Source organism: Empedobacter sp. UBA2044 (assembly GCF_002333005.1).
In the GTDB taxonomy this organism is placed as follows: domain Bacteria; phylum Bacteroidota; class Bacteroidia; order Flavobacteriales; family Weeksellaceae; genus Empedobacter; species Empedobacter falsenii_B.
Map to the genome: position 1 here is coordinate 1 of NZ_DDBA01000022.1, position 24,445 is coordinate 24,445.

22 protein-coding genes and 1 tRNA gene are annotated in these 24,445 nt (G+C 33.3%); 14 read left to right on the forward strand and 9 right to left on the reverse strand.

Translation table 11 applies throughout. The features are described 5' to 3' along the window. The first annotated feature begins 141 nt into the window (after nucleotides 1–141). Nucleotides 142–1,032: a 3-hydroxyacyl-CoA dehydrogenase family protein gene (locus B4E59_RS03140; RefSeq protein ID WP_114997739.1), complete on the forward strand. Its 891-nt coding sequence runs from the start codon at nucleotides 142–144 to the stop codon at nucleotides 1,030–1,032. 67 nt (nucleotides 1,033–1,099) lie between these two features. Here the strand turns inward: B4E59_RS03140 and tpx are convergent, their stop codons facing one another. Then, nucleotides 1,100–1,600 carry a thiol peroxidase gene (gene tpx / locus B4E59_RS03145; RefSeq protein ID WP_114997736.1) on the reverse strand — a complete coding sequence of 167 codons (501 nt, stop codon included), beginning with the start codon at nucleotides 1,598–1,600 and terminating at the stop codon, nucleotides 1,100–1,102. 112 nt (nucleotides 1,601–1,712) lie between these two features. On the opposite strand from tpx, the gene B4E59_RS03150 reads away from it, so the two are divergent. The 3 genes from B4E59_RS03150 (at nucleotide 1,713) to B4E59_RS03160 (ending at nucleotide 4,372) form a co-directional block, all read left to right on the forward strand. Further along, entirely contained in the window at nucleotides 1,713–2,894 is a 1,182-nt protein-coding gene (locus tag B4E59_RS03150) for a pyridoxal phosphate-dependent aminotransferase (protein WP_291051257.1), read from the forward strand. 203 nt (nucleotides 2,895–3,097) lie between these two features. Then, nucleotides 3,098–3,171: transfer RNA gene (locus B4E59_RS03155), tRNA-Met, on the forward strand. Nucleotides 3,172–3,319: 148 nt separating this feature from the next. After that, nucleotides 3,320–4,372 carry an NAD(P)/FAD-dependent oxidoreductase gene (locus B4E59_RS03160; protein ID WP_115001902.1) on the forward strand — a complete coding sequence of 351 codons (1,053 nt, stop codon included), beginning with the start codon at nucleotides 3,320–3,322 and terminating at the stop codon, nucleotides 4,370–4,372. Nucleotides 4,373–4,433: 61 nt separating this feature from the next. Here B4E59_RS03160 and B4E59_RS03165 read toward each other — a convergent pair whose 3' ends face one another. Continuing rightward, nucleotides 4,434–5,879, reverse strand: a complete 1,446-nt coding sequence (locus B4E59_RS03165) for a DUF5723 family protein (protein WP_280049431.1) — start codon at nucleotides 5,877–5,879, stop codon at nucleotides 4,434–4,436. A gap of 112 nt (nucleotides 5,880–5,991) precedes the next feature. After that, nucleotides 5,992–6,783: a TIGR00266 family protein gene (locus B4E59_RS03170; protein WP_286495514.1), complete on the reverse strand. Its 792-nt coding sequence runs from the start codon at nucleotides 6,781–6,783 to the stop codon at nucleotides 5,992–5,994. Between the two features lie 143 nt (nucleotides 6,784–6,926). On the opposite strand from B4E59_RS03170, the gene B4E59_RS03175 reads away from it, so the two are divergent. The 4 genes from B4E59_RS03175 (at nucleotide 6,927) to B4E59_RS03190 (ending at nucleotide 12,088) form a co-directional block, all read left to right on the forward strand. Next, nucleotides 6,927–7,259: a 2Fe-2S iron-sulfur cluster-binding family protein gene (locus tag B4E59_RS03175; protein WP_286495515.1), complete on the forward strand. Its 333-nt coding sequence runs from the start codon at nucleotides 6,927–6,929 to the stop codon at nucleotides 7,257–7,259. 96 nt (nucleotides 7,260–7,355) lie between these two features. Beyond that, nucleotides 7,356–10,193, forward strand: coding sequence for a DNA polymerase I (polA, locus tag B4E59_RS03180; protein ID WP_291047200.1), 2,838 nt, complete (start codon nucleotides 7,356–7,358; stop codon nucleotides 10,191–10,193). Between the two features lie 140 nt (nucleotides 10,194–10,333). Continuing rightward, the gene (locus tag B4E59_RS03185) at nucleotides 10,334–11,368 is read left to right on the forward strand and encodes a hypothetical protein (protein WP_219034878.1); all 1,035 of its coding nucleotides are present in this window, start codon (nucleotides 10,334–10,336) and stop codon (nucleotides 11,366–11,368) included. 27 nt (nucleotides 11,369–11,395) lie between these two features. Beyond that, nucleotides 11,396–12,088, forward strand: a complete 693-nt coding sequence (locus B4E59_RS03190) for a GLPGLI family protein (protein WP_286495559.1) — start codon at nucleotides 11,396–11,398, stop codon at nucleotides 12,086–12,088. Nucleotides 12,089–12,174: 86 nt separating this feature from the next. Here the strand turns inward: B4E59_RS03190 and B4E59_RS03195 are convergent, their stop codons facing one another. The 5 genes from B4E59_RS03195 to recQ all read right to left on the reverse strand — a co-directional run bounded on the left by B4E59_RS03195 (nucleotide 12,175) and on the right by recQ (nucleotide 18,018). After that, nucleotides 12,175–12,924 carry a class I SAM-dependent methyltransferase gene (locus B4E59_RS03195; RefSeq protein ID WP_257468107.1) on the reverse strand — a complete coding sequence of 250 codons (750 nt, stop codon included), beginning with the start codon at nucleotides 12,922–12,924 and terminating at the stop codon, nucleotides 12,175–12,177. Nucleotides 12,925–12,958: 34 nt separating this feature from the next. After that, nucleotides 12,959–13,768: a type I methionyl aminopeptidase gene (map, locus tag B4E59_RS03200; RefSeq protein WP_115001887.1), complete on the reverse strand. Its 810-nt coding sequence runs from the start codon at nucleotides 13,766–13,768 to the stop codon at nucleotides 12,959–12,961. After that, entirely contained in the window at nucleotides 13,765–14,187 is a 423-nt protein-coding gene (locus B4E59_RS03205) for a BT0820 family HAD-type phosphatase (protein WP_280045217.1), read from the reverse strand. The genes map and B4E59_RS03205 overlap by 4 nt, the downstream gene beginning before the upstream one ends. Before the next feature lie 27 nt (nucleotides 14,188–14,214). Beyond that, nucleotides 14,215–15,750: a 2,3-bisphosphoglycerate-independent phosphoglycerate mutase gene (gene gpmI, locus B4E59_RS03210; RefSeq protein ID WP_291047204.1), complete on the reverse strand. Its 1,536-nt coding sequence runs from the start codon at nucleotides 15,748–15,750 to the stop codon at nucleotides 14,215–14,217. Between the two features lie 66 nt (nucleotides 15,751–15,816). Beyond that, on the reverse strand, nucleotides 15,817–18,018 hold the full coding sequence (gene recQ, locus B4E59_RS03215; RefSeq protein WP_291051262.1) for a DNA helicase RecQ: 2,202 nt from the start codon (nucleotides 18,016–18,018) through the stop codon (nucleotides 15,817–15,819). 164 nt (nucleotides 18,019–18,182) lie between these two features. Between recQ and B4E59_RS03220 the strand changes: the two genes are divergently transcribed. The 6 genes from B4E59_RS03220 to B4E59_RS03245 all read left to right on the forward strand — a co-directional run bounded on the left by B4E59_RS03220 (nucleotide 18,183) and on the right by B4E59_RS03245 (nucleotide 23,878). Further along, a complete protein-coding gene (locus B4E59_RS03220) occupies nucleotides 18,183–19,148 on the forward strand; it encodes a KpsF/GutQ family sugar-phosphate isomerase (protein WP_125349795.1) in 966 nt (321 codons plus the stop codon). A 4-nt stretch (nucleotides 19,149–19,152) separates the two neighbouring features. Further along, nucleotides 19,153–19,986, forward strand: coding sequence for a twin-arginine translocase subunit TatC (gene tatC / locus B4E59_RS03225; protein WP_115001876.1), 834 nt, complete (start codon nucleotides 19,153–19,155; stop codon nucleotides 19,984–19,986). Nucleotides 19,987–20,054: 68 nt separating this feature from the next. Continuing rightward, nucleotides 20,055–20,801, forward strand: a complete 747-nt coding sequence (locus tag B4E59_RS03230; protein WP_115001874.1) for an electron transfer flavoprotein subunit beta/FixA family protein — start codon at nucleotides 20,055–20,057, stop codon at nucleotides 20,799–20,801. Nucleotides 20,802–20,827: 26 nt separating this feature from the next. Then, nucleotides 20,828–21,784, forward strand: a complete 957-nt coding sequence (locus tag B4E59_RS03235; protein WP_115001872.1) for an electron transfer flavoprotein subunit alpha/FixB family protein — start codon at nucleotides 20,828–20,830, stop codon at nucleotides 21,782–21,784. A 108-nt stretch (nucleotides 21,785–21,892) separates the two neighbouring features. Further along, on the forward strand, nucleotides 21,893–22,525 hold the full coding sequence (locus tag B4E59_RS03240; protein WP_038332620.1) for a bifunctional nuclease family protein: 633 nt from the start codon (nucleotides 21,893–21,895) through the stop codon (nucleotides 22,523–22,525). A gap of 18 nt (nucleotides 22,526–22,543) precedes the next feature. Continuing rightward, on the forward strand, nucleotides 22,544–23,878 hold the full coding sequence (locus B4E59_RS03245; RefSeq protein ID WP_180905208.1) for an MFS transporter: 1,335 nt from the start codon (nucleotides 22,544–22,546) through the stop codon (nucleotides 23,876–23,878). Nucleotides 23,879–23,937: 59 nt separating this feature from the next. Here the strand turns inward: B4E59_RS03245 and B4E59_RS03250 are convergent, their stop codons facing one another. After that, nucleotides 23,938–24,426 (reverse strand): dihydrofolate reductase, encoded by a 489-nt coding sequence (locus B4E59_RS03250; RefSeq protein WP_115001867.1) that lies wholly within the window; start codon nucleotides 24,424–24,426, stop codon nucleotides 23,938–23,940. Nucleotides 24,427–24,445: the final 19 nt, after the last annotated feature.

Genomic DNA, 24,445 nt, shown 5'->3' on the forward strand with positions numbered 1-24,445 from the left:
TGTCATAGAAATCAGAATGACGAAAATTTGTCAAGCTGAATTCATTTCAGCTTCTCATTCTGAAAAATCAAATTTCGCAAAACTCATTTCGAACTTCGAATCTCGAAAAAAAATAAATAATAAAAACAAACATACAAAAAGATGAAAAACATTACAGTTATTGGAGCTGGAACGATGGGGAATGGAATTGCTCACGTTTTCGCACAATCAGGATTTGCAGTGAATTTGGTTGACGTTTCTCAAGATAGTTTGGAGCGTGGATTGAAAACAATCGCTGGAAATTTGGAGCGTATGATCGCCAAAGAAAAAATTACGGAAGCTGACAAAACAGCAACTTTAAATAATATTACAACATTTACAGATACTGCGGAAGCGGTAAAAAATGCGGATTTAGTTGTAGAAGCTGCAACAGAAAATTTAGATTTGAAATTGAAAATCTTCAAACAAATTGATGAAGCTGCGCCAGCAAATGCAATTTTAGCGTCTAATACTTCTTCTATTTCGATTACAAAAATTGCGTCTGTTACAAGTCGTCCAAAACAAGTGATTGGAATGCATTTCATGAATCCAGTTCCGATGATGAAATTGGTTGAAATTATTCGTGGTTACGATACAACAGACGAAGTAACGAAAGCGATTATGGAAATGTCAGAAAAATTAGGAAAAGTTCCAGTTGAAGTGAATGATTATCCAGGTTTTATCGCCAATCGTATTTTAATGCCAATGATTAACGAAGCAATTTATTCTTTATATGAAGGAGTTGCGGGCGTGAAAGAAATTGACGAAGTAATGAAATTAGGTATGGCTCATCCAATGGGACCATTACAATTAGCAGATTTTATCGGTTTAGACGTTTGTTTATCAATCTTAGAAGTGTTGTACGATGGTTTCAAAAATCCTAAATATGCACCTTGTCCATTGTTAGTTAACATGGTAACTGCTGGTAAAAAAGGAGTAAAATCTGGAGAAGGATTCTATGATTATTCAGAATCTAAAAAAGCAGAAAAATTAGCTGCTCAGTTTGCGAAGTAGTTTATCTTACACAAAATAGTCAAAACAAAAAGCGTTACTTTTCGGGTAACGCTTTTTTTTATTTTGATTACTTAATTGCAGCTAAAGCATGTGTGTAATCTGGTTCTTGTCCAATTTCAGGAACTTGTTCTGCATAAGCAACTTCTCCATTTGGATTAATTACTACAACTGCGCGAGATAATAATCCATTTAATGGTCCATCAACCATTTTAACACCATAAGCATTTGCGAATTCTTCATTTTTGAAATCAGATAAAGTGACTACATTATCCAAACCTTCGGCAGCACAAAAACGAGATAAAGCGAAAGGTAAATCTTTCGAAATACATAACACAACTGTATTTGCAGCAGAAGAAACTTCTTTGTTAAAAGTTCGTACAGATTGCGCACAAACACCAGTGTCAACACTTGGAAAAATATTTAAAACAACATTTTTTCCAGCATAATCAGCCAATGTTTTGTCGCTTAAATCTCCTGCTGTTAAAGCAAAAATCGGCGCTTTTTCACCAATTATAGGTAAATCTCCGCCTGTATGAATAGGATTTCCTTTGAATGTAATTTCAGCCATAATTTTTTATTTTATTCTTAGATTTTTAATGATTAAAAGTAACAAAATTCTACGGAGAAAAAAGTATCTTCGCAATAATAAATTGTTACATTACAAATAACACACAAATATTATGCAACTTTCAAAGCGTTTACAGAATTTGAAACCATCTGCAACTATTGCAATGTCTGCGAAAGCAAGAGAATTAAAATCACAAGGAATCGATGTGATTAGTTTAAGTATTGGAGAACCAGATTTCAATACACCAGATTTTATCAAGGAGGCAGCTAAAAAAGCTATCGACGAAAATTATTCAGGATATCCTCCAATTGCAGGGTATGCAGATTTGAAGGAAACAATTTGTAAGAAGTTTAAACGTGATAACAATATTGAATATACAGCAAATCAAGTTGTTGTTTCTACTGGAGCAAAACAATCTATTTATAATGTTTTACAAGCAATTGTAGACGAAGGAACTGAAGTAATTATTCCAACACCTTATTGGGTTTCTTATTCAGATATCGTAGAATTATCAGGAGGAACGCCAGTTTTTGTGGAAGGAACTTTAGAAGCTGATTTCAAAATTACACCAGCACAGTTAGAAGCTGCAATTACAGATAAAACTCGTGCTATTATTTATTCATCTCCTTGTAATCCGTCAGGATCAGTTTACACAAGAGAAGAATTGAAAGGTTTGGCTGAGGTTTTAGCAAAATATCCAGATGTGATTATTATTTCGGACGAAATTTATGAGCACATTGTTTACGGAGAAAAAAATGTTTCGATTGCATCTTTCCCAGAAGTTTATAATCAAACAGTAACTGTAAATGGTTTAGCAAAAGCTTTCGCAATGACAGGTTGGAGAATTGGTTTCATTGGAGCGCCAGCTTGGTTAGCAAAAGCATGCGAAACGTTACAAGGACAAGTGACTTCGGGAGCAACGTCTATCGCTCAACGTGCTGCAATTACGGCTTTAGAAGCAGATCCAAGTTCTGTTCAATACATGGTTGATGCGTTTGCAGAACGTCGTGAATTGATGTTAGGTTGGGCAAGAGAAATTCCAACGTTCAAAGTAAACGAACCAAAAGGAGCTTTCTATTTATTTCCAGATGTTACGGCAACTTTCGAAAATACATACAATGGCGTTACAATTAACAATGCAGATGATTTAGCTTTATATTTATTAGAGCATGCACAAGTTGCAGTTGTTTCTGGTTCGGCTTTCGGGTCTAAAAATTGTATTCGTATCTCGTATGCGGCGTCTGTAGAAGAGTTGAAAGAAGCAATGACACGTATCAAAAATGCTTTAGCGTAAGTAGAAAAATAGATAAAATATCAAAATCCTCAAGTTTTACTTGAGGATTTTTTTGTGGATGATATTTTCTTAAAAAAAATGTGATTTTAATTTTAATGAAATTCAATTGATTAGCCTATTTAAGCGACTTTTTATTGAAAATATTTCAAAAAAGATTTGTTTTAATCGAAAATAACCTCTTATATTTGCACCACTAAAAACAAGGCGAGGTAGCTCAGATGGTTAGAGCGCAGGATTCATAACCCTGAGGTCGGCAGTTCGATTCTGCTCTTCGCTACAACTTCAAAAGACAAATTCATTATTGAATTTGTCTTTTTTATTATCAATAAATATTATTAGACTTCTGATGATAATCATCGATTAATCCTTTCAAATTCATTAAATTTGCATTCAATTTAGTAACGTTCTAAATAAAATTCAAAAAAATGATTCAAACAGATATAGTTATAATCGGAGCTGGACCAACTGGTCTTTTTGCCGTTTTCGAAGCAGGTTTATTAAAAATGAGATGTCATATTATTGATGCACTTCCTCAACCTGGAGGACAATTGACAGAATTGTATCCAAAAAAACCAATTTTTGATATTCCTGGTTATCCTTCTGTTGGTGCAGGTGAATTGATTGATAATTTGATGGAGCAAATCAAACAATTTGAGCCAGGTTTTACATTGAACGAACAAGCTGCAACAATCGATAAGCAAGAAGACGGAACTTTTATTGTAACAACTAATAAAGGAACGCAAGTGCAAGGAAAAGCAGTTGCGATTGCAGGTGGTCTTGGATCTTTTGAACCTCGTAAACCAATTATCGAAAACATCGAAGCATACGAAGAAAATGGAGTGGAGTATTTTGTAAAAAATCCTGAATTGTTCCGTGATAAAAAAATCGTAATTGCTGGTGGTGGTGATTCTGCTTTGGATTGGTCTATTTTCTTGGCTGATGTTGCTGCCGAAGTTACGTTGGTACACAGAAGAAATGAATTCCGTGGAGCCTTAGATTCTGTTGATAAAGTAATTGAATTGAAAAAAGCAGGAAAAATTAATTTGGTTACTCCAGCTGAAATTACTGGAATCAAAGGTGAAGGAAAAGTGGAAAGTTTGGTAATTGAAAAAGAAGGTGAAACTTTTGAACTTGAAACAGATTATTTTATTCCATTGTTTGGTCTTTCTCCAAAACTAGGTCCTATTGCAAATTGGGGATTGGAGATTGAGAAAAATGCAATCAAGGTAAATAATGCGTTAGATTATCAAACAAATATCGAAGGAATTTACGCGATTGGTGATGTAAATACTTATCCAGGAAAATTGAAGTTGATTTTATGTGGTTTCCATGAAGCAACGCTAATGTGTCAGTCTGTTTACAATAGAATGAATCCTGGGAAAAAATTTGTCTTGAAATACACAACAGTTTCTGGTGTTGATGGTTTCGACGGGACAAGAAAAGAAGCCGAAAAAGCGGTTGTCAAAGCTATTGACTAATTTTAACAAAATAAATAGAAATATTTTTTAAATCTTTTACGTTTTGCGTAAAAGGTTTTTTTTATTCACATTCACAAGGTTCTCTACTTCGTCTTTTGGCTTCATTGTCCCAAAAAGGATAAAATTTTAATCCAAAATAAAAGTTCGCAGAAGTTAATTTTTTCTGTTTAAAAACGATTGGAATTGCATTATCACTGCCCAAAATTAGAGGGCCAATTCTTACATACCCACCAAATGTTATATTTTCAAAATCATAGATAGAAAGGGAAGGTCCAATTCCAAATCCATTTTTTTGGATAGTATAAGAAGTTTGTAGCACATTGATACGTTTCAAACTATTTTCAAAAACTGGAATTCGTTGCATCAAATTGAAATTTAAGTAATGATTTTCAATAATTTTTTTACTCAGATTAAGATGTAAACTCGTTGGTAAACCGATCGAAAAATTATTTCCCGTTTTAGATTTTGTTTCATCACCATAAACTTCTTTGCTCAAAAGTCCTAAATATTGATCAACACTTTCAAATTCAACTCCATCTAATTTTGGATTATTACGAATTTGAACTCTTTGCGAGGGATTGTAGAAATGATGGTTATCGCCTCTGAATTTTACTAATCCAACATCTAATAAATTTGCCGAAAATTTGAAATCATATAATTCATCATTCGCTCTTCTGTTCACAAAAGAAATTCCTAAATCTATTCCAACTCCATTTCCTCTATTTCGTAAAACATATTTATCTCGATCAAAATCATAATTGGTAGAATATCCTGCTTTTATATCATAATTTGACGCATAAATATTTGCATCAGGATTGTCGATTGTACTTGTTATAGTTGGTTCAGCTTCTAATTTTATCGCGTTTTTACTTTTGATATACGCGCCATCTAAACCCAAAAGATATTTAATATTTGCCCCAATAATAACTTCAGAAGTATTAGTTGTATACAAATTTGTCGAAACATTTAAGCCTAATTCAGCCCAATTCATTGCATTTGTCTTTGTAGGTTCAAACTCATAATTTTTTGGTTCTATTTCATTCTGATTACTAAAACGAAAATAATTATCTAAATCTTTAATAGAACCTTGTGTACGAAGTCGGGTGAAAATTCCAAGACGATAAGTTTGATTATTAATTTTCTTTTTAAAAGAAACGGAAGGTCCCAGAAAATCATTTTCCAAATGATAAGAAATCGTATTTCTAGTTGCGAAATCTAAAATATTAGAATGCGTTTCTCCTCTTATTCCAGCTTTTATATTTGCTGATTTTGTTTCACCTTTTATTAAACCTAATACGTTTTGATCGGATACGTAAGCGTAATCATTTCTGAATAAAATATCCTCAGAAATAATATTAATATCCCATTTATTCGGGTTAAAATATGAAGTTGTCGGAGAAAAAACACTACCGTTAATCCCGCTATATTGATCATTACTAAAAGATAAAATATTTTGTCCAAACGTAAATCCTGAACAAAAAATAACGGTTAATAGAAGTTTTTTCAAATGATAAAATTTTTATTATAAATAAGAAAAATCAATTGAAATAAATTACGGTTTTACGTACAGCTCAAAAAAAAGAGTTTCAATTTGAAACCCTTCTTTATAAAATTAAATTTTAATCACCATCAATTAATCTTCCTAAACCTCCTAAAATAGAACCTTCACCTTGTGAAGAACCGCCTGCAGAAGGTGCATGTGCAATAATACGATCAGCCAATCGGCTAAAAGGTAAAGATTGTATATATACAACACCAGGACCTCTTAATGTAGCAAAGAAAACACCTTCTCCTCCGAAAAATGTATTTTTAATTCCGCCTATAAATTCGATATCGTAATGAACAGATTGTTCGAAACCAACAATGCAACCTGTATCAACTTTCAGAACTTCGCCAGCTTGTAAAACACGACGATGTAATGTTCCACCAGCATGAATGAAAGCCATTCCGTCGCCTTCTAATTTTTGCATAATGAAACCTTCTCCTCCAAAAAGTCCAGTTCCTAATTTTCGATTAAATTCAATTCCAACCGAAACTCCTTTTGCAGCACAAAGAAAAGCATCTTTCTGGCAAATAAATTTTCCGTTCACTTCTGGTAAATCTATCGGAACAATTTTTCCTGGATATGGTGCAGCAAAAGACGCTTTCTTTTTTCCTTGTCCGTAATTTGTGTACGAAGTCATAAACAAACCTTCACCTGTTAACATTCGTTTTCCGGCATTTAATAATTTTCCGAAAATTCCACCACTTTGTTGAGAACCATCGCCAAAAATTGTTTCCATTTTTACACCATCATCCATCATCATAAAACTACCTGCTTCTGCTACAACAGTTTCTTGTGGATCTAATTCAATTTCGACAAATTGCATTTCTTCACCGTAAATTTTATAATCTATTTCGTGTGAATTCATTTTTTTAATTTTACTAATTAGTCGACAAAATTCGTAATTCGTAACAGTTCTTATTTAAAATTAGTATTAAATATGAACCAATGAGGTATATTCTTTTTTTGAAAGTAAACAATCCGTATTTTTGTTTAACTTGAAAAAGTATTATGGCAGATATTAAAATTACAATTATAGATAGAGAAGGTGTTTCGCACGAAGTTGACGCGCCTACTGATATGAATATGAATATCATGGAGCTTGTGCGCGCCTACGAATTAGCACCAGAAGGAACCATTGGTATTTGTGGTGGAATGGCGATGTGTGCTTCTTGTCAATGTTATGTCTTAACACCAGAAATTCAATTACCAGAAATGACGCCTGATGAAGATGCAATGTTAGCAGAGGCATTTAATGTGAAAGATAATTCACGTTTAGGTTGTCAGTTACATCTTTCGAATGAAATGGATGGATTAGTTGTTGAATTAGCACCAGAATATTAAATTTTAGTTTTACGTGGTACGTTATAAGTTCTACGTTACAATTTTGTTATTATCGTTTAGCGTAAAACGTTTGGCGTAATACTTAAAACTTATTAAATGAATCAATTAGATAAAAGACTTTTTTTGTTAGATGCTTATGCCTTAATTTTTAGAGGGTATTATGCATTTATCAAAAATCCACGAATCAACTCAAAAGGTTTCAATACATCGGCAATTATGGGATTTACGAATTCCTTGTTCGATGTCATTCGACGTGAACAACCAACGCATTTGGCGGTTGTTTTTGATGTTGGTCAAGCAACAGTTCGTACGGTAGATTATCCTGAATATAAAGCAAATCGTGATGAAACGCCAGAAGCCATTCGTCAAGGCGTTCCGTATATTCAAGATATTTTACGAGCGTTAAAAATTCCAGTACTTTTCGCCGAAGGTTACGAAGCAGATGATGTGATCGGAACATTAGCACAGAAAGCAGAGAAAGCTGGTTATACAACTTATATGGTGACACCCGATAAGGATTTTGCGCAATTGGTAACGGAAAAAATTAAAATGTATCGTCCTGCTGCAAATGGAAAAGGTGTTGAGATTTGGGGAATTGAAGAAGTAAAAGAAAAATTTGAAATCGACGATCCAATTCAAGTTATCGATTACCTTGGAATGATGGGTGATGCTGTGGATAATATTCCAGGTTTACCAGGTGTTGGAGCAAAAACGGCAAGTAAATATTTGAAAGAATTTGGATCATTGGAAAACCTTTTAGCGAATACAGATAAGCTGAAAGGGAAAGCTAAAGAAAAGATTGAAGAGAATAAAGAGCTTGGAATTCTTTCGAAGAAATTAGCAACGATTATTACAGATGTTCCTGTAGAATTTGATGAAGAAGATTTAACGGTTTGCCCGCCAGATATAGAAAAAGTTACTGAACTTTTCACGGAGTTAGAATTCCGTCGTATGTTAGAAACGGTTTACAGAATTTATGGTTTGGATGTTTCGGGAATTATCAAAGAAGCGCAAGAAGAAATTTCTGCGGCAAGTCAGATTTCTTCGAATCAAGTGCAAATGGCTCAACAATCATTGTTCGATTTTACGTCTGATGAAGAAATCGTTCCACAAAATTCAGCTTTTACAGATATTTCAACAACCAATCATTTGTATCAATTAATCGATACGAAAAAAGGAAGAGAATTATTGTTGAGAAATATTCTGAAACAAAAAGAAGTGACTTTCGATACAGAAACAACTTCTTTGGATGCGTTAGAAGCAGAATTGGTCGGGATTTCGTTTTCTTGGGAAAAAGGAAAAGGTTATTATGTGCCTTTTTCAACAGATTTTGAAGAAACAAAAGCAATTATCAACGAATTTAAACCATTTTTTGAAGATGAATCAATTTCGAAAATTGGTCAAAATCTAAAATATGATATTAAAGTTTTAAACAAATATGACATTGTTGTTTTAGGTCAAAATTTTGATACGATGATTGCGCATTATTTGATTAATCCAGATATGCATCACAATATGGAAGTGTTGTCAGAAACATATTTGAGTTATCAACCAGTTTCACTCGAAAGTTTGATTGGAAAAAAAGGAAAGAATCAAAAGAATTTCCGTGATGTTCCGTTGATGGAGCAAACCGAATATGGAGTAGAAGATTCTGATATTACAAATCAGTTGAAAAATCTTTTCGAACCAGAATTAATCAAATCAAATACACACAAATTATTCACTGATCTTGAAATGCCATTGATGCAAGTTTTGGCTGATATGGAATTGGAAGGTGTTAATTTGGATGTTCCGTTCTTGAAAGAACTTTCGGTAAAACACGAAGCGAAATTAAGAGAATTAGAAGCAAAAATTCAGGAAGATGCTGGAGAAGAATTCAATCTTAATTCGCCAAAACAATTGGGAGAAATCTTGTTTGATAAATTACAATTAGATCCAAAAGCGAAGAAAACTAAAACTGGTCAGTATGCAACAGGAGAAGAAATTTTATCAAAACTGAAAGATAAGCATCCAATTATCAATGATATTTTAGAGTACCGTCAATTACAAAAATTAAAATCGACTTATATTGATGCGTTGCCAGAATTGGTGAATCCAAAAACTGGTCGCGTGCATACAACATACGCGCAAACGGTTGCTGCAACGGGACGTTTGTCTTCTGTAAATCCGAATTTACAAAACATTCCGATTCGTTCAGAAGAAGGTCAGCAAATTCGTAAAGCCTTTGTTGCGCGAGATGAAAATCATGTGATTATTTCTGCCGATTATTCGCAAATTGAATTGCGTTTGATTGCACAAATGTCACAAGATCCTGCAATGGTAGAAGCTTTCAAACATGGAGAAGATATTCACGCTTCTACTGCCGCAAAAGTTTTCAATGTAGATTTAGATGAGGTGACGCGTGAACAACGTAGTCAAGCGAAAACGGTAAACTTCGGAATTATTTATGGTGTTTCGGCTTTTGGTTTAGCAGATCAAGCAAATATTTCTCGTAAAGAAGCCAAAGCATTGATTGATGCGTATTATGAAACTTATCCAACGTTGAAAGCGTATATCGAAAAACAAGTTGAGGTAGCTCGTGACCAAGGTTTTGTAGAAACGTTAATGGGTCGTCGCCGTTATTTGAAAGATATCAATTCGAGAAATGCTGTGGTGCGTTCGCATGCTGAGCGAAATGCTGTAAATGCGCCAATACAGGGTACTGCGGCGGATATCGTGAAAATGGCAATGATTCAAATTCAGAAAGAATTGAAGAAAAATTATAAAACCAAAATGATTTTACAAGTGCATGATGAGTTAATTTTTGATGCACCCAAAGATGAGTTTGAAAAAGTTTCTGAATTAATCAAATCGACTATGGAAGCTGCAATGCAAATGGATGTTCCGTTGATTGCAGAAGTCGGAGTAGGAGCGAATTGGTTAGAAGCTCATTAGAAAAATATTATTTACAATAATTACAAAGCGTTACTTTTTAGTAGCGTTTTTTTTTGTTAAAATATCTACAAAATATTCTGATTAACAAATTCTTAACGAGATTAAAATATATCTTTAATTCATTATTGATTTTAAATTATATGAAAAAACTATTTTACTTATTTACATTGTTTACGATTTGTTTAAATGCTCAAATTATAAATCTAAAAATATTAGACCTTTCGGATAATTTACCACTTTATGATGCAGATGTATATTTCAAAAATTCGACTAAGAATTTTGTATCAGACATGAAAGGAAAAGTTGTGGTTGATTTAAACAATGTTTCGCAAACAGATGAGTTAATCGTTTCGAAAAAAGATTATCAAGATGCAATAATCAACGTATCGGAATTAAAATCTGAAATGATAATCAAACTCGAAAGAGTATCCGAAATCGAGTTAAAAGAAGCTTTTGTAACAAACTTGAAAGCCGAAGATGTTCTACAGAAAGTTTATGATAATTATGATAAAAACTTTAATATTGAACAATATTATTTCTTAGTTAATTTTCAACAAGATTTGTTATTTAATAATAATGAACGGGATTTTATTGATGCAGATTTACAGTTTAAATTTAAACGAGGAGATTTGAAAATTAAATCAAAAGGAATTGTAAACAACGAAATAAAAAGTGGACGAGAACCAAATTCAAATATTCGTTTGATTTATTATTTGGAGAGTATTTATTTGAAAGAAAAATATATTAAGCAATTTGTATACTTATTAAAGGAAAAGAAATATGAAGAATCTAATTTATCATTAACAAAATATGGAGATAGTTTTGTTTATGAAGTTACAATAAAAACAAAATCAAGAGATGTATTTCTGACAATTGATAAAGATACATTTGCTGTTGTTGAGTTTTATTGGGAAACGACTATTCCGGAAACTAAATATTCAGAAAATGAATTTTTAAGAGAAGCAAAAGTTGTTTATAAATATCGTCCTCATAACGGGAATTGGGTGTTGAAAGAAACGTCTGCAATTTGGAACACTACTTATGAAAAAGATGATGAAAAAACAGATTTAGATATGAATTTTAGTATAATCGTAAATGATTATAACACGCAATCTTTTTCAGAGTTCAACAAATCGGTGAACGAAAAGATGGATATTAGAAAAAGTTTTAAATAAAATAAAAACCCAATAAATAAAAATATAATTGTCGCAATTACCTCGTTTTTAGGAATTAATCTGTCAGCACAAACGCAAAAAGAAAGCATACGAGCAACTTACAAAGCCGAATTTATTTTTGATTATGAACAATCGAAGGATATGTTTTCAAAGAATTTGCAACCAGCTTTCAAAATGGCTATAGATAGAGGAGTTTTTGTCGATTTTATATTAGAAAGTAATAAAAATTTATCTGTTTTTCGAGCAGATACAAAAGTGAATAACGCACAACATGAAGCGGATATGGTTGTACAAGAGATTTTGAAATCGGAACAAAATCCTTTGTATAAAGATTTTTCTAAAAATGAATATTATAAACAGTTTGATATTAATGTAAAAACGTATTTGGTTAAAGAAAATATACCTAATTTTAATTGGAAATTAACGAAAGAAAAAGCTGTGATTAATGGTTATAATGTCGTAAAAGCGATTGATCAAGATCGAGATGGAAATGAATTTACGGCTTGGTATTCGCCTGAAATAAGATATAAAGATGGACCTTATTATTTTTCGAATTTACCGGGGTTGATTTTACAAGCAGAAATTATTTCGCCTTATTTTACAGTGATTTTTAAGATTAATCAACTTGAAATTTTGAAAGAAAATCTTAAAATTAATTTACCTACAAGAGGAAAAGTAATGACGTTAAGAGAAATGCAAAACGATATGAATGCATCGTAAACATCGAATGAAGGAGTTGAAAAATAGTCAAAATAAAAGCGTTACTCAAAAAAGTAACGCTTTTATTTTGACTATTTTTAAATGAATTATACCGCTGGTTTGCGAACAACTGGTAAAATTTCACCTTTTTCTAAACAATATTTTAGTACATCTTCCGAAGGAATTTGTTTGGTGTAATCTGCTTTTTCTACAATAAATCCTACATCTTCCAAACGTTTGTAATAATCTAAACCATAAACACGAACGTGATCATATTGTCCAAATTTTTCTTTACGTTCTTCTTTTGTTGTAACCGTTGGATCTTCGTACGTTACATCACGTTGATACGAAATTGGAACTTGCAGAATTCCCCAACCTCCTGGTTTCATGACACGAAATAATTCGCTCATCGCTTTGTGATCGTCAGGAATATGTTCCAAAACGTGATTACAAAAAATGATATCAAATGTATCATCACCAAAAGGTAAATCGCAGATATCTGCTTTTACATCTGCCAAAGGCGATTCTATATCACTTGTGATGTATTCTAAATTCTTCATCGCACGAAAACGCTTGATAAAAGATTGCTCTGGAGCAATGTGCAAAACTTTAGCTTTTTCAGTAAAGAAAGACGTTTCATTTTTTAGGTACAACCACATCAAGCGATGTCTTTCTAATGAAAAAGTTCCGGGTGAAAGTACATTATCACGCTGTTTTTCGTAACCATAAGGCAACAAACTATAATAACCTTGTCCATCAATTGGGTCTACGAAGCGATTTCCTTTCATAAACCAAACTAAAACAGGACGAATAATATAACTACCTTGTATTAATAAAGGACGAGGTAGAATATTCATGATTTTTTTTAAAAGCTTTTTCACAAAAGTTTTCTTAAGGTTTGAATAAAAATGGTTTTTCTTCGTCAGATACGATTCCTAAAGCATCGTAAATAAACTGATAAGTTGACAATAATTTTGGTTCGCCATCCACTACACAAACATCGTGTTCGAAGTGAGCCGAATATTTATCATCGCGCGTTGTAACCGTCCAACCATCTGGATGAAAGAAGACTTTTTCAGTTCCCATATTTACCATTGGTTCGATGGCTAACACCATTCCTTCTTCAATTTTTTTACCAGATCCACGACGTCCATAATTCGGAACTTGTGGTTCTTCGTGCATTTTACGACCTAATCCGTGTCCAACTAATTCACGAACGATTCCGTAACCTTCTTTTTCACAATATTGTTGAATTGCAAAACCGATATCACCTACGCGATTACCTTTTTTCATTTGTTCTATTCCTTTGAACATAGATTCTTTTGTAATGCGTAATAATTTTTCAGTTTCAGCATCTACTTCACCAACTGCAAATGTATAAGCGTGATCTCCGTAAAAATCATTCATATAAACACCACAATCTACCGAAACAATATCTCCTTCGTTAAGTGGTTCATCGTTTGGAATTCCATGAACAACTTGTTGATTTGGAGAAATACAAAGGTTTTTAGGGAAATCGTACATTCCTAAAAATGCAGGATATCCACCATTGTCGCGAATAAATTCGCCTCCTAATTTATCTAAATGATTGGTTGTAACACCAGGCACTACTTCTTTGGCTAACATACCCAAGGTTTTTGAAACCAATTGAGCGCTTAGGTACATTAGTTCTAATTCTTCTTTACTTTTTAAATGTATCATAATCCGAAAAATCCTCTTTTCTTTTTCTTCTCAGGAGCTTTTTGCCCGTTTGCGTGAACACTTAATTCAATCTTTTTTGTAATGATTTGATAAACGTCACTCCAACCTGGGAAACCTCCTAAATTTCTATCGTCGATAAAGATATCGGCATTTATTTTTCGACTTTGCGTATTTTTATCAAAATCCTCTCCGTCAAAACTATTGTTGATGGCATAAAACTCTATACCATTTTGTTTGCAAAACTCAACAGCTTCGTCTAAATATTTACCACTACGATAAGTCCATAAAGTAAGGCGATATCCGTCGTTTTGTAATTGTTTCAATGTTTCGAAAGCGAAGATTTTAGCTTTTCCAATTTCTGGATATTTATCATCTACCACAGTTCCATCAAAGTCAACAGCAATAATTTTATTAATCATGTTTGTAAGTATTTAAAGTTATTTAGGTTATTTTTTTTGAACAATAATGTTTCCAGTCATTTCAGTTGGAATTTCAATTCCCATCAAAGTTAAGATAGTTGGTGCAATATCTCCAAGTTTACCATGCTCAACATTCCATTCGATATTTTTCTGAGCCAAAATAAATGGAACAGGATTCGTTGTATGTTGCGTATTCGGTGATCCATCTTCGTTCATCATAAAATCTGAATTTCCGTGATCAGCCAAAATCACCACATTGTAACCATGTTCTAAAGCTGCATTTACAATTTTCTCCGCACAAGAATCTACTACTTCAGCAGCTTTTATTGCCGCAGACATAACACCTGTATGTCCAACCATATCTGTATTAGCGAAGTTAAGACAAATGAAATCCGCTGATTCTTTTTCGATTTCTGGTACAATTGCATTTGTAATATCATATGCAGCCATTTCTGGTTTCAAATCGTAAGTAGCAACATCTCTTGGCGAAGCACATAAAACACGAGATTCACCAACGAAAGGTTCTTCGCGACCACCATTGAAGAAAAATGTTACGTGTGGATATTTTTCAGTTTCAGCAATACGAATTTGCTTACGACCAGCATTAGAAATAACTTCTCCTAACGTATTTACAATATTTTTCTCATCAAAAATTACCGCAACTCCAGTATATGTAGCATCATATTCTGTAAGAGTGATATATTTTAGATTTAATTTATGCATTCCAAATTCTGGAAAATCATGTTGCGTTAAAACTTCTGTGATTTCACGTCCACGATCAGTTCTAAAATTGAAACAAATCACTACATCATCATTCTCGATTTTAGCTTTTGGTTGACCATTTCCATCCGTTACAATAATCGGTTTGATGAATTCATCTGTTACGCCTTCATTATAAGATGCACGAATTGCTTCTAATGGATTTGTTGTTGTTTTACCAACTGTATTTACCATTGCATCGAATGCTAATTTCACACGTTCCCAACGTTTATCACGATCCATTGCATAATAACGACCAGTAATCGAAGCGATTTCTCCTGTTGATTTTGTCATGTGATTCATCAATTCTGTGATAAATCCTTCGCCAGATTTTGGATCGGTGTCACGACCATCTGTGAAAGCATGTACAAAAACATTTTGTTGTAAACCTGATTGATTTGCTGCATCTAACAAACCTTTCAAATGATTGATATGTGAGTGTACACCACCATCAGAAACTAAACCAATGAAATGTACTTTTTTGTTATACTCTAAAGCATATTGAAAAGCATCTTTTAAGATAGGTTCGTTTTGTAACGTTCCGTTTTCAACCGCCATATTGATTCGAACTAAGTTTTGGAAAACTACGCGTCCAGCACCCAAATTCATATGTCCAACTTCCGAATTCCCCATTTGTCCTTCTGGTAAACCAACGGCTAAACCAAACGTATCCAACGTAGAATGTGGAAATTTCTCGAAACAGCTATCTACAAAAGGTGTATTTGCTTGCGCGATTGCAGAAACAGCAGGGTTTGGTCCAATTCCCCATCCGTCCAAAATCATTAATATTGCTTTATTGTTCATTTTTCTTGTAATAATTAAGCCCAAAGATAAGCATTCCTTGGGCTGAAAGTTTATTTTTTGTATGGTTTAATTTGCGACTTCACTGATGAATTTGATACGCATTAAACGTAATTCTTCTTCATCATAATCGTCACCAAATTCATCTAATAATGATGACATTGAGTCAGAATCTGCGTCCATCAAGAATTCATAAATTTCCTCTTGTTGATCTTCGTCCAAAACTTCGTCAATATAATAATTGATATTTAATTTTGTTCCTTGATAAACGATACTTTCCATTTCTGAAAGTAAATCGCTCATCGTCATATTTTTTGCTTCCGCAACATCTTCAAGATTTAACTTTCTGTCTGTCGATTGAATGATATAAACTTTGTGACTCGATTTGTCAGCAACTTGTTTAATCACCATATCTTCAGGTCGAATAACGTCGTTGTCTTTAACATATTGCGCAATAAAATCTACAAATTCTTTTCCGAATTTCTGAGCTTTCCCTTCTCCAACACCAAACACATTTGTTAACTCCTTAACTGTTGTTGGATATTGCATTGTCATATCATCTAAACTCGAATCTTGGAAAACTGCAAAAGGTGGAATTTGATGTTTTTTAGAGATTTTTTTACGTAAATCTTTCAATTGTTTCAATAAAACATCATCAAAAGCAATAGGTGCAGAAGATGTTTCTTCTTTTTCAAAGCTACCTTCTGATAATAATTTTTTGAAATCAATATCTTCGGCAATTTCAAAAGAAGTTGGCTTACTAATGAAATCTTTTCCAGATTTGGTAATTTTTAAAATACCATATGATTCGATTTCTTTCTCTAATAAATTACGTACAATTAATTGGCGTAAAATAGATTTCCAATAATAATCTTCTTTTGCTTTTCCAATTCCGAAGAAATCTTCAGAGCTCAAATTATATGATTTTGTAATAGAAGTTTCTTTACCAACTATAACATTTACAACATCATTTAATTTTAATTTTTGATTTGTTTTCTGAACAACATCTAATGCAATTACTGCATCATCTTTTGCTTCAATCATTTTTTTAGGATTGCGCATATTGTCGTCCATATTTGCCCCTTCGCCGTTTTTGTCGTCGAATTCTTCTCCAAAATAATGTAACAAAAATTTACGACGCGACATCGAAGTTTCGGCATATGCTACAACCTCAGAAAGTAATTGCATTCCAACTTCGCGTTCTGCAACAGGTTTACTTGCTAAGAATTTTTCTAACTTTTCGATATCTTTATAATCATAGAAAGCAATACAAACACCTTCACCACCATCGCGACCTGCACGACCAGTTTCTTGGTAATAACTTTCTAACGATTTTGGCATATCGTAATGCATCACAAAACGTACATCTGGCTTGTCAATTCCCATTCCGAAAGCAATTGTAGCGACAACGACACTTGCATCTTCCATCAAAAACATATCTTGATGTTTGCTACGTGTTTTGGCGTCTAAACCTGCATGGTAAGGAATGGCATTGATTCCGTTTACTTGTAAAAGTTGCGTAATTTCTTCAACTTTTTTACGACTCAAGCAATAAATGACACCAGATTTACCATCGTTTTGTTTGATAAATTTGATGATTTGTTTGTCTTGATCAACCTTTGGGCGGATTTCGTAAAATAAATTCGTACGATTAAAAGAATCTTTAAAAACTTTAGCGCTTTGCATTCCCAAAGTTTTCTGAATATCTTCTTGTACTTTTGGTGTTGCTGTTGCAGTTAAAGCAATAATTGGCGCATCACCAATTTTGTTGATAATCGCTTTTAGATTACGATATTCTGGTCGAAAATCGTGTCCCCATTCAGAAATACAGTGCGCTTCATCAATAGCAAAAAAAGAAATTTTTACCGATTTAAAGAAATCGATGTATTCTTCTTTTGTCAAAGATTCGGGTGCAACGTACAACATTTTAGTTACTCCATCTTTAATATCTGTCATAACTGTTTTCGTTTCTGACTTGTTTAAAGATGAGTTTAATACGTGGGCAATTCCATCATTTTCAGAAATTCCACGTATAGCGTCTACTTGATTCTTCATCAGCGCGATTAAAGGGGACACAATAATCGCGACTCCATCTGACATTAATGCCGGTAATTGATAACATAAAGACTTACCTCCTCCAGTTGGCATCAAAACAAATACATCTTCTTTATTTAGTAAGCTTGTAATGATTTCGTGCTGCTGTCCTTTAAATTGGTCGAAACCAAAATATTTTTTTAGGTAAGATGTTAAGTTTTTCGAAGTGGCTTCCATCTACACAAAAGACTAAAATTAATATTATAAATTAAATAGTTCCTATATTTGATAACTCTTAAATATACACATAAATTTTATATGATTTATATATAATTGAGTGTAAATAAAAAAGGAGAGTAAAAGTACGAAAAATTTTAAAAATAGACAATAGAAATTTTATTGTGGAAAATTCAGAATTAATACAAATAGCGCAAGGGGTATTTCGAGAAGAAATTCAAGCGCTGGAAGCAATAGCTTCTCGTATTAGCGAGTCTTTTGTTGATGCGGTAAATGCGATATATAACACGAAAGGAAAGTTGGTAGTTGTTGGAGTAGGAAAGAGTGCACACATTGCAAATAAAATTGTAGCAACCTTAAATTCTACCGGAACTCCAAGTCAATTTTTACATGCGACGGAAGCTATTCATGGCGATTTGGGTCTTGTACGACCAGAAGATGTGGTGATTTGTATTTCGAAAAGTGGAAATACGCCAGAGATTACATATTTGGCTCCGATTCTTAAACAATATGCATCAGTTTTGATTGGTTTAACATCAAATTTGAAATCAGAATTAGCAAAAAATTCAGACATTGTTTTGGATGTTAATATTGATAAAGAAGCTTGTCCCGTAAATTTGGCACCAACAACTTCTACAACGGCTCAATTGGTAATGGGTGATGCATTGGCGGTAGCTTTGATGAAATTGAGAGCGTTTACACAAAACGATTTTGCAAAATATCATCCAGGTGGAGCTTTAGGAAAACGATTATTGTGGACAGTAGAAAATATTGTTGATCCAGAAAGAAAACCTTCTGTGCATCCAGATTCTTCGATTACAGAAGTCATTAATTCATTAACATCAGGTCGTCATGGAATTACAGTTGTGATTGATAATGATAAAATTGTTGGTGTGATAACAGATGGAGATTTGCGCCGAATGTTATTAAATAATGAAACTTTTGCACATTTAACTGCGAAAGATATTGCTTCAATGAATCCGAAAACAATCAAAAAAGCTGAAAAAGCAAGAGAAGCTTTAGCGATTCTTCGTCACAACAGTATTGGACAATTGGTGGTGGTTGATGAAGAAAATCATTATTATGGAATTTTGGATATTCACTCAATTTTAAACGAAGGAATCGAATAAGCGTATGGCAGATAATACAAAATCGAGTATGTCATTTTTGGCTCATATTGGTGAGTTGAGAGGACATTTGGTTCGTTCTATTTTATCAATTGTGATTACATCTATTGCAGTCGCTATTTATTGGGACGAATTGGTGGAACATGTGATTATGGCTCCATTAAAATCAACTTTTCCAACGTTTGATATTTTTAATCAATTTGGTGAATTAACAGGTTTCGGAAAAATTTATACCGAATCATTTGATATTTCGAAAGAATTGACCAATCTTAATCCATCAGGACAGATCACTTCACAATTTTTTGCAGTAATTGTGTGTGGTGTAATTATCGCAATTCCTTATATTATTTTTGAAATTTGGCGATTTGTAAAACCAGCATTAAAAGAAGCTGAACGAAAATATGCAGGATTTACCATTTTCGCTGTTTCGTTTTTCTTTGTAACAGGAGTCTTATTTAGTTACTATATGTTGCTACCATTGTGTACACAATTTTTATTCACTTACGATCCTTTTGGTGTAGGAAATACATGGACGTTGCCAAGTTATATCGATTTATTTGTTCAATTATTATTATCGATGGGAGTTATGTTTTTGATGCCTGTTTTCGTTTACTTCTTAACGAGTATTGGAATCTTAACACCAAAATTTTTGAAAGAATACCGTAAACACGCATTTATTGTTGTATTAGTGATTGCAGCTGCAATTACACCAAACGATGTGTACAGTATGATTTTAGTTACAATTCCTCTTTGGTTATTGTACGAACTAAGTGTATTGGTTTCAAATTCAGTTTATAAAAAACAATTGAAAGCGAAAAGTAACGACTTAGTAAAGAATTAACAATGTTATGCTTGCATAATAAAATAAATTAGTTATTTTTACATAAAAGAAAAAGTAAACACAAAATTATGAAGATATTAGTTTGTATTAGTAGTGTACCAGATACTACAGCAAAAATCAACTTCACAGCTGACGGAAAATCATTTGATAAAAATGGTGTTCAGTTCGTTATTAACCCGCACGACGAATTTAGTTTAAATAAAGCAGTAGAGTTACAAGAAAAACAAGGAGCTACTGTTACAATTTTAACTGTTGGAGATGCAACTGTAGATCCAGTTATGCGTAAAGCTTTAGCGATTGGTGCGAATGATGGAATTCGTATTGATGCTGATGCTCGCGATGATTTCTTTGTTGCTACACAAATCGCAAAAGCTGCTAAAGATGGTGGTTTTGATTTAGTATTGACAGGAAAAGAATCAATTGATTATAATGGAGGTTCTGTACCAGGATTAGTTGCTGCAATGTTAGATTATGGTTTTGTAAACGGATGTATCGGTCTTGATGTAGAAGGTTCTTCTGCAAAAGCTGTTCGTGAAATTGACGGAGGAAAAGAAACTGTAGAAGTTACTTTACCAGCTGTTATCGCAGGACAAAAAGGATTGGTTGACGAGGCTGCATTAAGAATTCCTAATATGCGTGGAATTATGCAAGCGCGTACAAAACAAATCGCAGTTGTTGCACCAGAAGCGACAGAAACTAAAGTTGAAGTTGTTGGTTATGTAAAACCTGCTGAAAGAGGTAATGTAACATTAATCGACAAAGACAATGTAGCAGAATTGGTAAGATTATTACACGAAGAAGCTAAAGTAATCTAATTATTCACCTAAAAAGAAATTAAAAAATGGCAATTTTTGTATACGCAGAGTCACACGACGGAAAATATAAAAAAGCAGGATTAGAAGCAGTTTCTTACGCAAAAGCTACAGCTGATGTTGCTGGAGATACTGTTACAGCAATCGTTTTTGGAAATGCTACTGCTGACGAATTATATAAATATGGAGCATCTAAAGTAGTTAAAGTTGATAATGCAGCTTTAGCAAAATTTGATGCAAATTCTTACGCAAAAGCTTTGGCTGAAGTTGCTCAAGGAGATGTTGTGGTTTTACCATCAACAAACGAAGGAGCGACTATAGCACCAGTTTTAGCATACAAAACAGGAGCATCTTTAGTAACAAATGTAGAAAAATCTCCAACAGCAGTTTCTCCATTCACAGTTGCACGTAAAGCATTCTCTGGAAAAGGAGTAGAAACTGTTGCAGTTTCAGGAAAAGTTGTAGTTACAGTTCTACAAAACGCATTCGGAGCAAAAGAAAATGCAGTTTCAGGTTCAGAAGAATCAGCTTCAGTATCAGTTTCTGATGCAGATGCAAAAGTAAAAGTTGTTTCAACAGAAATGGCTTCTTCTGATAAAATCGATTTGAAAGAAGCGGATATTGTTGTTTCTGCAGGTCGTGGAATGAAAGGTCCTGAAAACTGGGGAATGATCGAAGATTTAGCAAAAGTTTTAGGAGCTGCTACAGCATCATCTAAACCAGTTGCTGATATTGGTTGGAGACCGCATGCTGAGCACGTAGGACAAACAGGAAAAGCAATTGCGCCAAATTTATATATCGCAGTTGGTATTTCAGGAGCTATTCAGCACTTAGCTGGAGTTAATGGATCTAAAACAATTGTTGTCATCAACAATGATCCAGAAGCGCCTTTCTTTAAAGCGGCTGATTACGGAATCGTAGGAGATGCTTTTGAGATTGTTCCTAAATTAACTGAAGAGTTAAAAAAATATAAAGGTCAAGCTTAATCATTTTAAGATTATAAATTCAATCCGAATCATTTAGGTGGTTCGGATTTTTTTTATTCATTAAAAAAAGATTAAATATTCATCAGTTTTTCATAGATTTACGCCCAAATGGACAATTTAATTAGATTAAATATTAAAGGAATATCTTACAGTCAAACTCAGACTGGCGCATATGCGTTGATTCTAGAGGAAAATGTAGGAGGAAGAAAGTTGCCAATTATTATTGGGAGCTTTGAGGCACAATCAATCGCATTAGCTTTAGAGAAAGATATTAATCCACCTCGTCCATTAACACACGATTTGTTTATTTCATTAGGAAAAGAATTTCAATTGAATGTTGATTCTATTTATATTTATAAATTAGAAGATGGTGTTTTTTATTCGAATATTGTTTTTGTGAATGATGATGGACAACGTGCCGAGATTGATTCGAGAACTTCTGATGCAATTGCATTGGCTGTTCGTTTCAATGCACCTATCTATGCCTATGATAATGTTGTAGAAAAAGCTGGAATTCATTTGGACGTTATTGAAGAAGAAGAAAATATACGTCGCGCAGCAAATAACTTCGAAGATGATTTGGATATCTTGGCTGGTTTGGAAAATGATTTGTCTGATATCAACGAATATGAAGGTTGGACAAAATCTGAACTTGAAACTGAGATGGAAAAAGCTGTGAAGAATGAAGATTATGAATTGGCAGCTCGCCTTCGTGATCAAATCGATAACATGGGAAACTAATAACTATTTCAAATAATTATGTCTGTAAAGCTTAGACTTACAATCATGAGTTTCCTTGAGTTTGCGGTATGGGGAGCATACCTAACCTCTATGGGAAATTACTTAGGATCAGTTGGCTTAGGTCCAAAAATTGGTCTTTTTTACGCGATGCAAGGTATTGTGTCGATTTTTATGCCCGCAATAATGGGTATTGTAGCGGATAGATGGATTCCTGTACAACGTTTGTTGGGATTGAATCATTTATTAGCTGCGATTTTTATGTTTGCAGCAGGTTATTACGGAATGACAGCTGGAAACGATGTAGATTTTACAACAATCTTCGCACTTTATTCGGTTAGTGTGGCGTTCTTTATGCCAACAATCGCCCTTTCTAACTCAACAGCCTACACAATTTTAAAACAAAATAATTTAGACACAATCAAATCCTTTCCTCCAATCAGAACGTTTGGAACAGTTGGTTTTATTGTAGCGATGTTATTTGTTAATTTCTCTGGATTTAAAGATGGTGTTTTTGGATTTAACTTTTCAAGTGATCCAACATTCGTAAGTTTTCAATCCAATTATTATCAGTTCTTTGTATCTGGATTTTTAGGAGTTATATTGTTTTTATACAGTTTCTTATTACCTAATTGCCCAGTTAACAAAAGTTCTGAAAAACAATCTATTTCTGATGCATTTGGTTTAAAAGCTTTTGCATTATTTAAAGATAGAAAAATGGCAATTTTCTTTATCTTTTCAATGCTTTTAGGCGTTTCTTTGCAAATTACAAATGGATATGCAAATCCATTTATCACAACGTTTAAGGATATTCCAGATTATGCCAATACGTGGGGAGCAAGTAATGCAAATGCTTTAATTTCGTTGTCTCAAGTTTCTGAAACATTGTGTATTTTATTAATTCCTTTCGTGCTAAAACGATTCGGAATCAAAATCGTGATGTTGATGGCAATGGTAGGTTGGGTCTTACGTTTCGGATTATTTGGATTAGGAGATCCAGGATCTGGCGTTTGGATGTTTATCTTATCAATGATTGTTTACGGAATCGCTTTCGATTTTTTCAATGTATCAGGTTCGTTGTATGTAGACAAAGAAACAAACGAAGAAATTCGTTCTTCTGCACAAGGAGTTTTTATGATGATGACCAATGGTTTTGGAGCAACAATCGGAATGTTAATTGCACAATACATCGTGAATCATTTAGTGTATAGTCAAACTGATTTGACATTGCAGCTAGAAGGATGGAGACATTCTTGGTTTATTTTCGCAGGCTACGCATTAGTTGTTACGGTATTGTTCGCAATTGTGTTCAAATACAAACACAATCCAGACGAAGTACAAGATGTAAAACATTAAGGTGTAAAAAATATAAAAGCAAGAATCAAAATTCTTGCTTTTTTTATGCACGAAAGTTTCTAATCTATTCTTTTATACGTCACAAACGAGTAAGCATATGGATGTTTTTCATCTTTTTTGAAATCTTCTCGTTCTACTTCTTCCCATTCGTCCAAGTCTATTTCTGGGAAATAAGTGTCTCCATCAAATTCGTGATGAACTTCTGTGATGTACAAAATATCAGTAAATTCCATCGCTTGTTTGTAAATATTTCCACCACCGATAATGTAAATATCATCGTCAATTTTTTTCGCAACTTCTATTGCTTTTGGTAAAGAAGACGCAATTTCGATACCTTCTGTATTCCAATTCTGATCTCTTGTCACAACAATATTGGTACGATTTGGTAAAGGTCTACCCAATGATTCGAACGTTTTTCGTCCCATAATAATAGGATGCCCAGAAGTTATACTTTTGAAATGTTTCAGATCATTTGGTAAATGCCAAATCAAATCATTTTTTGCACCAATTACGTTGTTGCTTGCTTTTGCTACTACAATGTTTATCATAAGTTATAAGGTAAAAAAA